The 14,468-nt window shown below is 60.5% G+C and carries 13 protein-coding genes; 4 read left to right on the top strand and 9 right to left on the bottom strand.

The genetic code is table 11. From position 1 onward, the window contains the following. The first annotated feature begins 21 nt into the window (after nt 1–21). From HKD31_RS10430 to HKD31_RS10420, 3 genes are read left to right on the top strand one after another with little or no spacing between them, the layout of a single operon-like run. Entirely contained in the window at nt 22–1,260 is a 1,239-nt protein-coding gene (locus HKD31_RS10430; RefSeq protein WP_194265000.1) for a hypothetical protein, read from the top strand. A gap of 4 nt (nt 1,261–1,264) precedes the next feature. Beyond that, a complete protein-coding gene (locus HKD31_RS10425) occupies nt 1,265–1,951 on the top strand; it encodes a hypothetical protein (RefSeq protein WP_194264999.1) in 687 nt (228 codons plus the stop codon). Continuing rightward, the gene (locus tag HKD31_RS10420; protein WP_194264998.1) at nt 1,951–3,207 is read left to right on the top strand and encodes a glycine-rich domain-containing protein; all 1,257 of its coding nucleotides are present in this window, start codon (nt 1,951–1,953) and stop codon (nt 3,205–3,207) included. Before HKD31_RS10425 ends, HKD31_RS10420 begins: the two co-directional genes overlap by 1 nt. Nucleotides 3,208–3,215: 8 nt before the next feature. Here HKD31_RS10420 and HKD31_RS10415 read toward each other — a convergent pair whose 3' ends face one another. The 9 genes from HKD31_RS10415 to HKD31_RS10375 form a co-directional block, all read right to left on the bottom strand. Next, a complete protein-coding gene (locus tag HKD31_RS10415; protein WP_194264997.1) occupies nt 3,216–4,529 on the bottom strand; it encodes a cytochrome c in 1,314 nt (437 codons plus the stop codon). Further along, complete coding sequence (locus HKD31_RS10410; protein ID WP_194264996.1) at nt 4,526–6,304, bottom strand: GMC family oxidoreductase; 1,779 nt, start codon at nt 6,302–6,304, stop codon at nt 4,526–4,528. The genes HKD31_RS10415 and HKD31_RS10410 overlap by 4 nt, the downstream gene beginning before the upstream one ends. Before the next feature lies 1 nt (nt 6,305). Continuing rightward, a complete protein-coding gene (locus tag HKD31_RS10405; protein ID WP_194264995.1) occupies nt 6,306–7,016 on the bottom strand; it encodes a gluconate 2-dehydrogenase subunit 3 family protein in 711 nt (236 codons plus the stop codon). A 138-nt stretch (nt 7,017–7,154) separates the two neighbouring features. After that, entirely contained in the window at nt 7,155–7,973 is an 819-nt protein-coding gene (locus HKD31_RS10400; protein WP_194264994.1) for a hypothetical protein, read from the bottom strand. Between the two features lie 19 nt (nt 7,974–7,992). Beyond that, nucleotides 7,993–8,955, bottom strand: coding sequence for a hypothetical protein (locus HKD31_RS10395; RefSeq protein WP_194264993.1), 963 nt, complete (start codon nt 8,953–8,955; stop codon nt 7,993–7,995). After that, nucleotides 8,952–9,881, bottom strand: coding sequence for an Hsp33 family molecular chaperone HslO (hslO, locus tag HKD31_RS10390; protein WP_194264992.1), 930 nt, complete (start codon nt 9,879–9,881; stop codon nt 8,952–8,954). Before hslO ends, HKD31_RS10395 begins: the two co-directional genes overlap by 4 nt. Further along, nucleotides 9,881–10,909, bottom strand: coding sequence for an ornithine carbamoyltransferase (argF, locus tag HKD31_RS10385; RefSeq protein WP_228120513.1), 1,029 nt, complete (start codon nt 10,907–10,909; stop codon nt 9,881–9,883). Before argF ends, hslO begins: the two co-directional genes overlap by 1 nt. Next, on the bottom strand, nt 10,831–12,027 hold the full coding sequence (locus HKD31_RS10380; protein WP_194264991.1) for an aspartate aminotransferase family protein: 1,197 nt from the start codon (nt 12,025–12,027) through the stop codon (nt 10,831–10,833). The genes argF and HKD31_RS10380 overlap by 79 nt, the downstream gene beginning before the upstream one ends. Before the next feature lie 168 nt (nt 12,028–12,195). Further along, on the bottom strand, nt 12,196–13,785 hold the full coding sequence (locus tag HKD31_RS10375) for a D-aminopeptidase (protein ID WP_194264990.1): 1,590 nt from the start codon (nt 13,783–13,785) through the stop codon (nt 12,196–12,198). A gap of 66 nt (nt 13,786–13,851) precedes the next feature. On the opposite strand from HKD31_RS10375, the gene HKD31_RS10370 reads away from it, so the two are divergent. Next, nucleotides 13,852–14,466, top strand: a complete 615-nt coding sequence (locus tag HKD31_RS10370; RefSeq protein WP_194264989.1) for a regulatory protein RecX — start codon at nt 13,852–13,854, stop codon at nt 14,464–14,466. Nucleotides 14,467–14,468: the final 2 nt, after the last annotated feature.

Raw genomic sequence — 14,468 nt, 5'->3', positions numbered from 1 at the left:
CGGCAGGGATGAGGAATTTTCATGGCGGTATTTAATACATATCCGAAACTCGAATCCCTGACGGGAGAAGAGGTCCTTGTTCTGGCGGATGCCAGCGGAATACGGACAGTGACGGCGACTGTGGCGCAGGTAACTGAAGCTCCTGTCACCGTTTCGGCCAGTGGTCAGTTCTATGCCGACAAGGGTGCGCAGGTAAAACGTTTTGCGGACCGGCTTCTGGTCGGTGTTGCGGCGGAAAATCCCGCTCTGAGTGACCGGGCCAGTTCTTCGGAAAATGACTGGCTGTCGGAGACCATGGCGGCGACGTCCATTGGTCCCTGGGCATTGCAGGATGCTCAGTGCGCGTCGGTTGCGCAGTTCGGCAACAGTGCGTTCGTCGCGGGGTCGCGGACGTCGGATGCGGTGAGTGGTTCTTCGGTTCTGGGGTTTCAGCCGAGTTCCATCGGAGTGGCGTCCTGGGGAATTTCGGATGACACGTCCAATCCTACCACCACGACCGCCTATGCCTATTATGGTGAAGCGTGGCGGATGGCAGGGGTGGATTACCAGCCGACATTCGGGATGGAACTTGAGGCTGTCAATTTCGGTGGCCTTGCGGTGGGGCAGTCCACGCCTTATGCGCCAAATGTTGGTGGTGGCGTGTATGGAATTCAGCTTGGCGCGGGTGGCGGCCAGACGTCGGGGACGTCCGATGCTGCGGCAGGAATAGTATTCGTTTCCAATCCGAACTCCTGGCAGACGGGTATTGTTTTCGGTGCCCAGTCCCTGACGGGAACAGATGGAAAGGATTCCGGATATGCGTCAGCTGTTTCTCTGGCGCGGAATCATGCTGTCGAATGGCATACGCCCGAGACCGTTTCCGGTGTGGCAGGTGCCAATGTGGGAGCATTTGTTCGTTCCACGGTAACGGAACGCACCAGTGGCACGCGGCAGGAATTTACCAATGACGGAATCCTGTTTGGCAATATCGAGGGTGAAACACTCTTCTCGATTGCCGGCATGGCCAGCCCGACCAATGCGCTTCAGGTTCAGGCGGGAGCAGGGACGCAGGCAGCGGGTCTGTATGTGCAGGAAGGGACGGGAGGCTCCGGAAATCTGGGACTTTTTCCCGCAAGCGGGGGAGAGCTTCAGATCACGTCACCGGTCACTGGAGCCGGAGGTACGATGCCGACTGTGGCAGATGGCGGTTTTCTCCATATCAACGTCAATGGTGCTGATTATCGTATTCCGCTGATGAGCCCCAGCCAGGCTGGGGGATGACCGGATGGGTATTCTCTATGACGAAGGCCGGGATATTCTCCGGGCACCGGATGGAAGCATCCTTTTCGATACGGGACCGGCTCCCGGTTCGATAGATGATTTCGCAGGCCGGCTCCGGCGTCTTTTGCCCAAGGGGTGGTTTCCTTCAGAACCGCAGGGGCTGGATGAGGAGGCCGCACCAGTACTGGCGGCTCTTCTGCGCGGGGTCGGTGCTGTCCTGGCTGGTATCTGGCAACTGATGCTGGAGTGTTCCCCGCAGATGCGCCTTGGGACGATGAGCGGTGCGTTTCTGGACATGGCTGCGGACGATTATTTCGGTGAAAGCGGTCTGGTCCGCCAGGCTTCCGAAACGGATGCCGTCTATCGCAAGCGCATCAGTGCTTCGCTGTTTGCCGAACGCAACACACGTCAAGCCGTGACGAATGCGATTGTTGCGGCGACCGGTGTGCAGCCGGTCATCATTGAAACCCTGAATGCTTCTGACTGCCATGCCCTTGGCTGCGCAACGGCGCCTGCCATGGGCGGGGGGTACGGTTATGGTGCGGCGGCCCTGCGTTACGGCAGCCTTCAGGGTGGTCAGTTCTTTGTAGAAACACAGCTGGGAAAGGCCGCAGATCTGGCGACAGTCTGCCGTGCCGTCGATCAGACGGCGGCCATGGGCGTTATCGGCTGGATCAAGGTGGAAAATTAATGGACCGGGCAATCGTTTATGCGGGATCCATCCCGCTCGACACGGATCTTCTGCGGGCCGGGCGATATACCAAGGCCGCTTTCGGAAACCTGGCGTCCATGCTGTACGGTGCGAATGTCATGGCCGCGTCCGGACTGGGATATTCTGCATCCTCCAGCGATCTGAGCCTGACGGTCGAGGCGGGTTCGATCCTGGCGCCGGGCGTCATGGATGCCACCAGTCTGGGCGGCAATGGCGGGGGTCTTGCGGCGGATACAACGGCTCTCACATGCCAGTATATCAGCACGACATCGCAGACCGTTACGCTTCCGGGGAGCGGCAACACCTATACCGTTTATGCAGTCTGCTCCGAGCAGGATGCCGATCCCACCGTGCTACCGTTTTTCAATGCCAGCAATCCGTTGCAGACGCAGGCAGGAATCCAGAATGACGGTGGCGCGCTGCCGGTGCGACGGGCGGGTGTTTTTTCTCTGGTCGCCGCTGCCAATCCGCCTTCTACTCCCACCGGCGGATGTGTCGTGGCGCTTTACACGATTGCGGTTCCACAGGGGGTGACCAGTCTGTCAGGTGTGACGGTTCAGCCGGGACAGGTTTTCTGGCCGACCATCCCGGAACTGGCGACGCAGGCTCTCCTCAAGGCCTGCACGGAACCCATGACGCTGGTGACCGTGAATGGCTCGGTGCCTGTTCCGGCATGGGCATCCCGGGTGGAACTGCGCGTTATTGGCGGTGGCGGTGGTGGGGCTGCTTCTCAGTCGATGACGACTGCCGGTGCGTTTTCTGGTGCCGGTGGCGGCGGTGGGGGAGATGCCTGGGGTATCTATGCCGTCAGCCCCACGCAGGGGAATGGTCTGGCGATTACCGTCGGAAGTGGCGGTGGGTCCGAGCAGACGGGCGGGACTTCCCTGGTGAGTTACAACGGGCAGACGCTACTGCAGGCCGAAGGTGGACAGGGCGGAACATTTTATTCCACGACCGGATCTGCGGGCGGTGTGGGCGGCAATGCTTCTGGCGGCACGATCTGGAACCAGAGCGGAACCTCTGGTGGGGACGGGCAGTGCAACGCCTATACATTCTCCGGATATGGTGGGGATGGTCCCTGGGGAGGTGCCGGGCGTTGTGGCAACCAGGGGGGGCGCCTTGCAACGCGGTACGGCGCAGGTGGTGGCGGTTCTTACTCGGCAACGGCTGAGGGCGTGTCTTCCAGTGGTGGTACCGGGTTTCAGGGCTGTGTGCTTTATCGCTTCCTGCCCTGAGACGGCATTCAGTTCAGTGAGACCGCATCATCTGCCATATCTGGTGGGGGCATGGTTTTGCTGAACTGTCTGACGTCTTCTGCCGAAACGGGAGCAGCGTTGTTGCCCCAGGCATGGCGGATGAATGTCACTACATCGGCAATCTGCTGATCGGTCAGCTTGTGGCTGAAAGCGGGCATGGTGATGGAGGAGGGCGCGGCTGTCATGGCAGGAAGGCTCGCGCCATTCTGGACGATATGAACGAGAGACATCGCATCGCTCTGCATCATGACAGGATTGCCAGCCAGGGCTGGAAAGACGGCTGGATAGCCTTTTCCATCAGTCCGGTGACAGGCTGCGCACCGATCGACATAGATGCGGGCGCCGCGTGAGGAGAGATCTGCTTTGTGAAGCTGGTCGGTGATCGTGGGATCATACGTCCATGGGGTTTGTGTCTGGTCGGCGGGTGGCAGACTTTTTAGATAATGTGCGATGGCGTGCAGGTCGCTGTCGGTCAGTTTCTGTGTGCCGTGCAGAACGGCGGAGGTCATGGAGCCGAAAACGCTGCCGGTGTTCGAGCGGCCAGTCCTGAGGAATGAAACAATGTCCTCCTCACTCCAGCGGCCCAGTCCGGTTCGGTTTTCCTGGCGGAGTGATGGTGGCGTCCAGCCATCTACTGGCGCCCCACCAGCCAGATAAAGGCTGCCGTCATGCGCAGTCAGGGCTTTTTCTTGCATTGTGATGGCGCGCGGGGAATGGCAGGCGCCACAATGAGCCGGCCCTTCCACGAGATAGGCGCCTCGTGCAAGGAGTGGATCGGTGAACTCTCCTGCCGTGCTGGCGATGGCCTTATGGGGCGTGGGAGCAAAGGCCCAGCGCCAGAATGTCAGAGGCCAGCGAATGGACAGAGGCCAGGGGATTTGGTTCTTGGGCGCTGAAACCGGCACAGCTTTAACGCCGTCCCTGAAATAGACAAAAAGAGCATGGATATCGCTGTCTGTCAGTCGGGCGTAGGACAGAAAGGGCATGGCGGGATAAAGTGTCGCACCATCCCGGCGGATGCCTTGTCGCAATGCCTGTCCGAACTGGGCTTCCGTATAGCGGCCGATCCCGTGATCGGGATCTGGAGTAATGTTGGTGGAATAGATTTTTCCCATTGGCAGGGAAAATGATACACCTCCGGAATACTCCGGTTGGCCATGAACGGAATGACAGGCACCGCAGTCGGACGCTGCGGCCAGATAGCGTCCCTTTTCTACAATGGCTTTGTCAGAGTCCTGCGCTGCCGCTTCTGCTGTGAGACCCATCCCCAGAAAGCACGCGATGAACAGAGGCCACTTCATGCTTTCACCAAGGGGCCAGGGGACTTCAGGTAGGTCGTCCGGATGTGATGTGCGGCCCAGTAGGCCAGAGCGGCCACCATTCCCGTTGGATTATAGCCCATTCCCTGTGGGAACGCGTTTGATCCGATGACAAAGACATTGGACACATCCCAACTCTGGAGATAGCGGTTGAGCGCACTTGTCTGGGGATTGTCTCCCATGATGGCGCCGCCTCCCAGATGGGTGGTCTGATAATTGCGGGTGTCAAAGGGCTGCCCGGCATTGAGATGAACCAGATTCATCTTTGTCGCTCCCATCGCGCGGGCGATGGGTTCGATCCTGCTGACGACATACTGGTTCATGCGGATATCATTGTCCTTCCACGTGAAGGTCATGCGAAGCAGTGGCTGCCCGTAAACATCTTTCCATGTCGGATCGAGATCCAGATAGACATCCCGATACGCCATATTGCTTCCATGGGCATCAATACCCAGCGAATGCTTGTAGGTATTGATCAGGGCGTTCTTGTAGGCCGAGCCCCATCGTGGTGTTCCCCCTCCGCCGGCGCCTATAGCGGCGGCAATCGGTTTCACGCCCGCCTGATTGACCCAGACAGGCGATCCTCCCACAAAACCAAGCGGCCCGTGGTCGAAATTCATGCTGTTGAAATCATCAATGGCGACACCGGCCCCGCCGGCCCCGACGAACTGGTTGGTGTAGGTCGAGGAGGGGAGCCAGACGCGCGAGGATGTAATGGTCTGGTAGACGAAATTGCGCCCGACCGTCCCGGTATTGCTGACCGGATCGTAAGGTTTTCCAATTCCGGACACCAGCATCAGATGAACATTGTTGAACTGGAACGCCCCCAGAATTACCAGATCGGCAGAAAGCGAGGTTTCTTCCCGGGTTTCCGTATCCAGATAGGTCACGCCGGTTGCTTTTGTTTTCGTGCTGTCGAGATCGACCCGAAGGACATGGGCATTCGGGATAAGGGTAAATCCTGGGTCCTGCCGCAATGCGGGCAGGATATTCACGTTGGGCGAGGCCTTGGAATACAGATAGCAGTCATAGCCGCTGCAATAGCCGCAGAAATTGCATGGCCCCATCTGACAGCCATAGATATTGGTGTATTGTCGTGATGCGTTGGCAGCCGGCAGGGCGTAGGGATGATATCCCGCATTTTTCGCAGCATCGCGGAAGATCGATGCTGAAAAGGTATCCTTCATGGCTTGGAGTGGAAAATTATCGGAACGATCCGGAGAAAAAACATTTCCGTTTCCGACAATTTTTCCCTGAACTTTGTACGCTTCCCCGGACGTGCCAAAGACCTTTTCAGCCTTGTCGAAAAATGGTTCGAGTTCTGCGTAGGTGACGCCATAATCCTGAAGGTTCATGCCTTCGGGAATGAATTTCTCACCGTAGCGTTCGATCACGGAACTCCGCAGTCTCAGATCTTCGGGGGCAACGCGAAAATGCACTCCCGACCAGTGCAGTCCTGCGCCGCCCACGCCTTCTCCGGGCAGAAAGGCTGCGAGCTGACGGTAAGGCAGTGCCGTCTGATCCATCGTATTGCGGATTGTCACCGTGGACTGGGACAGGTTCTGGAAAAGGCGCTTGCGCACGGCGCCGCGCAGTTCATCAATCGATTCCGGATAGGCGCCTTCGACAGGTGTCATCCGCTCCGGGCCACGTTCCAGCATGATGACCGACAGTCCGGCTTCGGTCAGTTCCTTGGCCATGATCGAACCGGCCCAGCCAGCGCCAACGATGACTGCATCGACATGTGTCCTGCCCATCTTAAGCGGTCTCCCCTGAAATGGAGACCGGCGCGAGGGGATAGGGAGCGCCTTCCTGATTGACCCAATCCATGAAATCCGCCCTGGCGCCAGGGAAACCCAGCATGATCCAGCCGCCAAGCCCCCGGTTGCCGCCGTAAAGCGGATCGGCGAAGGCGCCTTCAAGTGTATTGGTCCGGAGCTGCTCAAAAAAGACGCGTCCCGGGACTTCGCCTAGCTGGACCGATCCTCCTTCCAGCGCCGTCAGGATTTCATCCTGCTGCGCCGGCGGGAGGTCTGCAAAGCCTTTGCCGTAATGTTGTCGGGTGTAGTGCTCAACGCCTGCGATGCCCTTGCGATACAGGTCGCGCGGGACAAAAGGGAGCTGATACCCCAGATTGGCCGGCCCCTGCTGGAAGGGGCCGGACATGTACCAGTTTTCCCCCCGGGCATAAGGGGTCTGCATCTGACGGTCGATGAATTCCGCCACCCCCAGCGCTTTTGCACCCGGCCCGTTATTGTCAGCAGGAAAGAGGCGCTCGCTGGCTGCCTCTACAAACCGGTATTCCATCGCATCGAAAAAGATGGGCTGATAGGGATGGGCTGCCTCAGCTGCCAGCGCTGCCGTCCATGAGGCGTTTCCCGAAGCCATCCAGAATGATGTGGTCCCAAGAAGCCCCTTCACGAAACTGCGGCGGAGTGGACGGTTCAGTGTCGGTTCCATGGGGGGCACAGGTTTCTCCGGACAGTAGAACCAGAAATGACAGAAAATATGGAAACGGTCATTTTACAAAATGGATGCCCTCTCCCTAACGAAGGCAGGCGCAGTTCACCAGACATGTGCTCATCACAACATGACGAGAGGCGTAAATCAGTGCGTTTCAGTGCTGTCTGTTGAGGGAAGCTTCAGTATTCCGGGCTGCGGCGAGTGCTGGGTGGCTGTCGTTGCAGCCTCGGTGTCGGATCCTGTGGGGAAAATGGCGTCCGGTGCGCTCGGCGCGGCAGCAGCGGGTGCTGCGGCTTTTTCGGCCGTGGCTGATTCCGGGGGAGTCTCTGTAGAAAGTGCCGGCGTTGTCGGGGCGGGCACTGGTTCTGTTCCAGGTGCTCCAAGTGTCTGCTGCTGGATACCGCCATTGACGAGCGGAGTTCCGGCGGCATCGGTCATCCAGGAAAGGAGCTTCTTGCGGATCTGGAATTCCAGTTCCACGTTCATGTCCTGCATCATCTGGCTGGTAAGGGTATAGAGTTCCTTGCGCGAGGTCGGATCCCGGTCTCCCGCATCCAGCTTGTGGGTGATGCGCGCATGGACGAAACCGGTATGCTGGTTACCGGCATCCGCGACGTTGAGCTGTACGTCCATGGCGCCGGTTACCACGTTATCGCCTGCCCGGTTCAGATAGGCCTGCTTGATGATGAAGTCGGCTTTGCCGGAGGTTCCGCTGGCTACCAGACGCTGGTTTGCCATGGCCTTCAGCGCCTGGTCCGGCGCAACAGGGGCCTTTGCCGATAGCGAGTCCGGCGCAGCGGGAGCTTCATCCTGCACGTCAATCGACGCTACGTTTAGATGGATCTGGGACAGATAGCTGTAATCAAGCGGAGGAAAGGTCTGGTCCGCATCTCCATCGGAGCATGCCGCCACGCCAAGGGACAACACCAGAGCACTCAGACCAGCCCAGTAACGTACGCGCATATCCTGTCTCCTAAAGGCGCTACAGACGACCGAAAAGGGACTTGAGTCGACTTTTCAGCCCCTGTCTAGACGCTTGCGGGGGGGCAGCGGAAGCCGGTTGTTCCACTGGGAGCGGCGAAGGAGCTGGCGTGGCCAGCGAGGGCGGCGAATTTTCGTCCACTGGTTTCGGGTGCAGGCCGGACGCCTGCCCAACTCCGAAATCCTCGGCCCTGAAGGGGCGTGCCTCACGGATCAGCGCTGCATGTTCGGGATGGCGCGCATACCAGCTCAGGATCATCCCCGGGATCATCGCGCCGCCCGGATCATCACTGATGAGCAGCGGGGCATCGGGATAGTAGAAAGAGGGGCGAAGGGCCGGAAGAGCGTCGTTCCAGATCAGGTAAAAAACCGTATCGGCTTCCTGAAAACGGCTGACACTCAGAGGCCCCGTCTGGAACGTGATCTGTGCCAGCAGGGGGAGCGCCGTGAAGGGCGAAGAAACGATCAGCGGGCCGTTTCCGCGCTGGGCAGCCAGCAGAGCCGTTATCCGGTTTGCGCCGATTTTGCGGCCGTTCGGACATGGCAGTGCCTCGCCGCTATCTGCATGGCCTGATGGCAGAAGGAGCGTATGCGGTGCGTATCCTTCAAGCCAGGAACCGGCAAGCTCGTTCATGGCAATTTCGGGCAGGCTGTCGCAGGAGGATGGTCCGGTCTGGTCGGGCAGGGGAGAGCCCAGCACTCCTGATGCCAGCGGCCAGAACACCGGATCCATGGCGGTCAGAAGGCGTTTCCGCAAGGAGGGATCCAGCGCCAGAACATGGCTGGCACGATAATTTTCGCCTTCAAGCCACCAGCAGGCCTGCCGGCTGGTGCTCGCTTCAGTAAACACCACAACGCTGAAATCATCCGCGACCGGCGCCCGGCTGAGGGGCGCCCAGCCGGGATAAAGCTGCTCGACCGGAAAGCCATCGAGCTTCACGTCATCAAGCAGTGGCAGAGTCATGCAGAGCGTGCTCCAAGTTCGTCGCGCGTGAATCGGAAACCCACGTTGCAGAATTCACAGTTCATCGTAATGGCGCCATTTTCGACCATGTGGTCGAGGTCGTCATCGGGGAATGTTTCCAGAACGGATGCGAGCCTTGCCCGGTTGCATCGGCAGCCATAGGCCAGTGCGCGCGGAGTGCCCAGACGGACATCCAGCGTACCAAAAAGCCGATGGATCAGCCGCTCGTTCGACAGGTCCGGATCAAGGACTTCCTGCTCCGTCACCGTCTCGGCCAGCGTGCAGGCGGTTTCCCACGCATCTTCGTCCTGTTCGGTGGTCTCGATCCCGCCTTCGGCCGCAATCCGTTCCAGAACCAGTGCACCGGCCTTCCAGCCGTCAGGCGATTTCGCACAGAACAGCCGGATCCAGCAGTCATGCTGCTCGCTGGTCTGGAAATAGTTCATCGCCATATCGGCGAGCGTCGTGCCCGTCAGGTCCACGATGCCCTGGTGCCGGTCCATGTCCGGCCCCTGGTCGATGGTGAAGGCCATGTAGCCGTCGCCCAGAAGCTCCTTGGCGGTTCCGGGCAGCGCATCGCGATCGGTATCTTCACGCAGGCGCGCGAAAAACCGCAGGTCTCCGCTATCCGTTGCATCCGCTACCAGCATGGAAACCGGCCCATCGCCCTTGACCTGAAGGGAAAAGGCACCTTTGAACTTCAGAGCTGAAACCATGGCGGCTACGAGTGCCAGAGCCTCGCCGCCAAGCCGGGAAACGGCATCGGGATTGTCGTGACGGGACAGGATGGCATCCGCCAGTGGTCCGAGCCGCACCAGACGGCCCCGGACTGGCGAACGTTCCAGATAGAACGGCATGACACCGCCCGAAACGACCATGTTCGGAACTTCAGGCCGGTTCGTATCAAGAAAGGGGGGTGTATCCATCAGCCGTTTTCTTTCCCCAGGGCCCAGAGCAGCAGGCCCTTCTGCGTGTGAAGGCGGTTTTCCGCCTCATCAAAGACGACGGACGCCGGGCCTTCAAAGACCTCGGACGCCACTTCCTCTCCGATATGGGCAGGCAGGCAGTGAAGGAACAGGGCATTGGGCGCAGCTTTTGCCATCAGTGCCGTATCGACCTGATAGGGCTGGAACACCTTGAGGCGCGTTTCACGGTCCTTGTCTCCCATGCTGACCCAGGTATCCGTCAGTACTGCATCCACCCCGGCCACAGCTTCTGCAGGGTCCTGGAAAATCTCGATTGTCGCGCCATGAGCCCGTGCCCACGCTACAGCATCGGGGTTGGGAGCAAAGCCTTCCGGCGTTGCCAGACGGACATTGAAGCCGAGAAGGGCCGCGCCTTCCATCAGGGAAGTGGCGACGTTGTTGCCATCCCCGATCCAGGCCAGCGTTTTGCCGCGGATCGGTCCGCGATGTTCCTCGAATGTCAGGACATCCGCCAGGATCTGGATCGGATGGGAAACAGGCGTCAGGCCGTTGATGACCGGCACCGAACTCCATTTTGCCAGTTCGCGCAGATTGGCGTCATTGCCGGTCCGCAGCACGATCACGTCCAGAAAACGCGACAGGACACGGGCTGTGTCCGCCACGGTCTCGCCCCGGCCAAGCTGCATGTCGCCCGGCGAGAGCACGGAAACGGACCCGCCAAGCTGTCCCATCCCCACCTCGAACGACACACGGGTGCGGGTCGAAGGCTGGGCCAGGATCAGGCCAAGACTGCGGCCTTCCAGCGGGCGATCGGGATGGAGGGGCTGCCGGCGCCCGTTCTGCAGAGCCTTGACCTTCGCCGAAAGGTCGATGATCTGCCGGATGACCTCGGGGCTGAAATCCCGCAGATCCAGGAAATGTCTCGGAGTGAGGGTTGCTGCTGTGGTGCTCACGATGCGTTCTCCTGCGTTGCAGGGGCTTTCAGGGAGTGAGCCGCCTTCACGAGCCTTTCGCAGGCTTCGCGGCATTCGGCTTCCGTCACGACCAGCGGCGGGACGAGGCGCAGCACGTTGTCCCCGGCGCTGACCGTCAGAAGCTCCTGATTCAGCACGGCCTGCATGACGTCTGCGACAGGCGGCACGCAATGCAGCCCCCGCATCAGCCCAATCCCGCGGACATTGTCGAAAACACCTTCCGAACGGCTGACCACATCTTCCAGCATCTTCCCGAACGCGTCGCCGACGCTCCGGACATGCTCCAGAAAACCGGGGCTCAGGATTTCTTCCAGAACGGTCACACCCGCTGCGCAGGCCAGCGGATTGCCGCCAAAGGTCGTCCCGTGTGAGCCCGGGGTCAGATGCCGCGCCAGCTCTTCCGTCGCAAGAACGGCGCCGAGGGGGAAGCCGCCACCGATCCCCTTGGCCACGGAAATCACGTCCGGACGGACGCCATACCATTCATGCGCAAACAGCTTGCCCGTCCGGCCAACACCGGTCTGGACCTCATCAAAGCCCAGATACAGCCCGAATTCGTTACAGACGGCGCGGAGCCCTTCCATGAATTCACGGGTCGCCGGCTTGATGCCGCTCTCACCCTGAACAGGTTCGACGACGATACCCGCCGTGTGCGGCGTGATGGCGTCACGCAGAGTGTTGGTGTTGTTGAACGGCGCATGGTCGAATCCTTCCACCACCGGGCCAAAGCCCTTGAGGTAGGCGGGATTGCCCGTCGCGGAGATCATGGCGAGTGTCCGGCCATGGAACGCACCGTTGAAGCACAGGATGTTGGTCCGTTCCGGATGCCCGTTCTCGAACTGGGCGCGGCGGATCATCTTGACCATGCCTTCATTGGCTTCCGCACCCGAGTTGCAGAACAGCACCGAGTCCGCAAATGTGTTCTGCACCAGCAGTTCCGCCAGCTTCTCGGCCTGGGGGATCCGGTACAGGTTCGAGACATGCATGACCTTCGCGGCCTGATCCGCAATGGTCTTCACCAGCTTCGGATGGGCATGTCCCAGTGAGGTCACGGCAATGCCGGCCCCGAAATCCAGATATCGTCGCCCGTTCGTCGCCGTCAGCCAGACGCCTTCGCCCTGCTCGAAAGCAAGGTCGGCACGTTTGTAATTCGGCATCAGCGCGGGGATCATGATGGATCTCTGAATATCTGGTTGAAAACGAAACGGTTTGTGCGGAATCGCAAAACCCTGCTCTGGTTGCCCGGAGCAGGGCTTCAAGTTCCACGGCCCCATAGTGAAGCGCAGAAAGGGGTTCCGTCAAATCCCGACGCAACAGAATGTCTCGGTTAACCCGGCAGATCAGACCCGCTGATACATCAGATCCCGCGCCAGCCAGCACCCGACACGCACCGCCGTTACGCTGCTGCCCTGACGCTCGAATGCCAGTGTCCAGTCTCCGGGTGCCGTATGATCCAGCGCCCGGGGGCATGGCAGAACCCAGACATCCTTTGCCAGACGCTGGAGCATTTCCATCCGACCATCTCCCAGTATTCCCGAGAAACCGCCATAAACCACGCCACCAGCCAGTTCGATGGTCACTTCGGCCTCGTCCAGCTCTTCGCAGCGATAGACTCCGGCCAGTTCGGCAATGTCCTCGCCGGTCGTTTCATCACAGCGGGCGAGGATGCCGGTGCGGTTCTCGCCCGGACGTTCCATCACGGCTTCCGGGCTATCCGCAGTCTCTTGTGTTTTCACAACGACCGCTCCCGCCTCGGCCCGCGTGGCTGAAATGCCTTCCAGAAGCTCCGGCACCATCAGATAGCGCAACTTCGCCCCACCGGGTGCGGGTTCGATTCGGGCCGAGAGCCCCGTCTCCCGTTCCAGATAGGTGCCATACAGTGCTGTCGGCTGCTGCGTGCTCCGCTCGGGCTCGTAGGGCACACCCAGAGCCGCAGCCAGGATCTGCGCCGAGGCAACCTGCGCCGCGCTCATGTGATTGAACATCACCACGACAGACAGACGCTCGGACGCGACATGCAGCCGATGGGACCGCCAGCCCCGCAGGGCGCCCCCATGCATCGTGACATCCCGGCCGAACATCGTCGTCCGTTGCAGCCCGAACCCGTAAGGCGCAGGCTGCCCGTTGCTGAATGTCACCGGCATAGTCAGGCGCCGGTAAAGACTGCCCGGGGCCTCGCGGGTGGCATCGATGAAGCGCTCCCAGGCGATCATGTCATCCAGCGAAGCGCCGAGTCCGGCATCGCCCGTCCACCAGATGTTGTTGACGGCTGGGCGGAATCCACTCTCCACGGTTCCTTCGTAGCCCACCGTTCCATCCGGCATGGCGCGTGTTTCGGCCGCAAGGATTGCGCGTTCCATGCCCACAGGATTGAAAATCGACGTTTGGAGCAGTTCGGCAAAGCTGCGCCCCGTTCGATCCTGAAGAATATCGGAAATCAGCCGGAAATTCTGGTTCACGTAGGAATAGGACGTGCCCGGCTGGAACTGGAGCGTCCGCGTCCCGTCAATGACGCGTCGTGCCTCCCGGTCGCCGAAATATCCTTCGATGGGTGCGCCATGCAGCATCGCCACCGCCCAGTAATCCCGCAGACCAGACTGATTATGCGCCAGATGCAGCATTCCCGGTGAGGGCTCATCAAGTTGCGGCAGACGCGCATCCACATCCGCGTCCAGTTCGGACGGATCATCATACAGGTCCAGCAGCGTCGCGCAGGTGAACTGCTTGGTGATGGAGCACATGCGGAACAGTGTGGACGGCGTGAACGGAATGCGGCGTTCCACATTCGCATAGCCCCAGCCATGCCGGACCAGAACCTCTCCGTCCTTCAGAACGGCCACGGCCCCGCCGGGACCGGGAAAGCGGGCAGGGAGGGCGGAGAGGGCCGCTTCAAGACGGGCAGCCAAAGGGGCAGAAAATGAATCGCTCATGCCGGGAATGATGGCTCCAAGGCGTCTTGCCGTAAATGCCTTTCACACCGCATACTCCGAAGCATTATGGAGGACAGTCCCGCCCCGCCACCCGTCCCGGATGCAGCGTCCCTGCGTGAAGCGGCGCTGGCGCATCTCGCCCGCTTTGCCACGACCGAACAGGGCCTGCGTCAGGTGCTGGACCGCCGCCTGCGCCGCTGGGGCGTGCGCGCTTCCCGGGCGGGTCTGCCGAACGAAGACATCGAATCCGTTATTGCATCCCTGCGTCCCGCCATCGACGGAATCGTCGCGTCCATGACCGATCTCGGTGCCGTGGATGATGCCGGCTATGCCCGCAACCGCGCGCTCAGCCTGACCCGGACCGGCCGCTCCCGCCGGGCCGTTGAAGCCCATCTCGCCAACAAGGGCGTGGATCAGGACACGACCCGCGAAGCCCTCAACGACTCGCTCGGTGAACGCTCGGACAGCAGCGCGCAGGAAGCGGAACTCGCCGCCGCCCTCGTTCTGGCCCGCAAGCGCCGTCTCGGCCCGTTCCAGAGACCCGACCGCGAAGAGGAAGATCCGCTCAAGGCACTGGGCGTCTTCGCCCGCAACGGCTTCTCCCGTGATGTCGCGCAGAGCGTGCTCGACATGGACTCCGATGAGGCGGAAGACCGCATTATCGCTTTCCGCAGTCTGTAGAA

This window comes from Gluconobacter potus, from assembly GCF_015244705.1.
Classification (GTDB): Bacteria; Pseudomonadota; Alphaproteobacteria; order Acetobacterales; family Acetobacteraceae; genus Gluconobacter; species Gluconobacter potus.
Note: the sequence above shows the minus strand (reverse complement) of the source record. Positions and strands in the feature narration are given on the sequence as shown.

What these genes read in the sequence shown, in the direction of transcription:
- HKD31_RS10400 (WP_194264994.1), bottom strand. Translation starts at nt 7,973, where the DNA reads ATGCGCGTACGTTACTGGGCTGGTCTGAGTGCTCTGGTGTTGTCCCTT.
- HKD31_RS10425 (WP_194264999.1), top strand. Translation starts at nt 1,265, where the DNA reads ATGGGTATTCTCTATGACGAAGGCCGGGATATTCTCCGGGCACCGGAT.
- HKD31_RS10370 (WP_194264989.1), top strand. Translation starts at nt 13,852, where the DNA reads ATGGAGGACAGTCCCGCCCCGCCACCCGTCCCGGATGCAGCGTCCCTG.
- HKD31_RS10375 (WP_194264990.1), bottom strand. Translation starts at nt 13,785, where the DNA reads ATGAGCGATTCATTTTCTGCCCCTTTGGCTGCCCGTCTTGAAGCGGCC.
- HKD31_RS10415 (WP_194264997.1), bottom strand. Translation starts at nt 4,529, where the DNA reads ATGAAGTGGCCTCTGTTCATCGCGTGCTTTCTGGGGATGGGTCTCACA.
- argF (WP_228120513.1), bottom strand. Translation starts at nt 10,909, where the DNA reads ATGCCGCGAAGCCTGCGAAAGGCTCGTGAAGGCGGCTCACTCCCTGAA.
- hslO (WP_194264992.1), bottom strand. Translation starts at nt 9,881, where the DNA reads ATGGATACACCCCCCTTTCTTGATACGAACCGGCCTGAAGTTCCGAAC.
- HKD31_RS10420 (WP_194264998.1), top strand. Translation starts at nt 1,951, where the DNA reads ATGGACCGGGCAATCGTTTATGCGGGATCCATCCCGCTCGACACGGAT.
- HKD31_RS10430 (WP_194265000.1), top strand. Translation starts at nt 22, where the DNA reads ATGGCGGTATTTAATACATATCCGAAACTCGAATCCCTGACGGGAGAA.
- HKD31_RS10380 (WP_194264991.1), bottom strand. Translation starts at nt 12,027, where the DNA reads ATGATCCCCGCGCTGATGCCGAATTACAAACGTGCCGACCTTGCTTTC.
- HKD31_RS10410 (WP_194264996.1), bottom strand. Translation starts at nt 6,304, where the DNA reads ATGGGCAGGACACATGTCGATGCAGTCATCGTTGGCGCTGGCTGGGCC.
- HKD31_RS10395 (WP_194264993.1), bottom strand. Translation starts at nt 8,955, where the DNA reads ATGACTCTGCCACTGCTTGATGACGTGAAGCTCGATGGCTTTCCGGTC.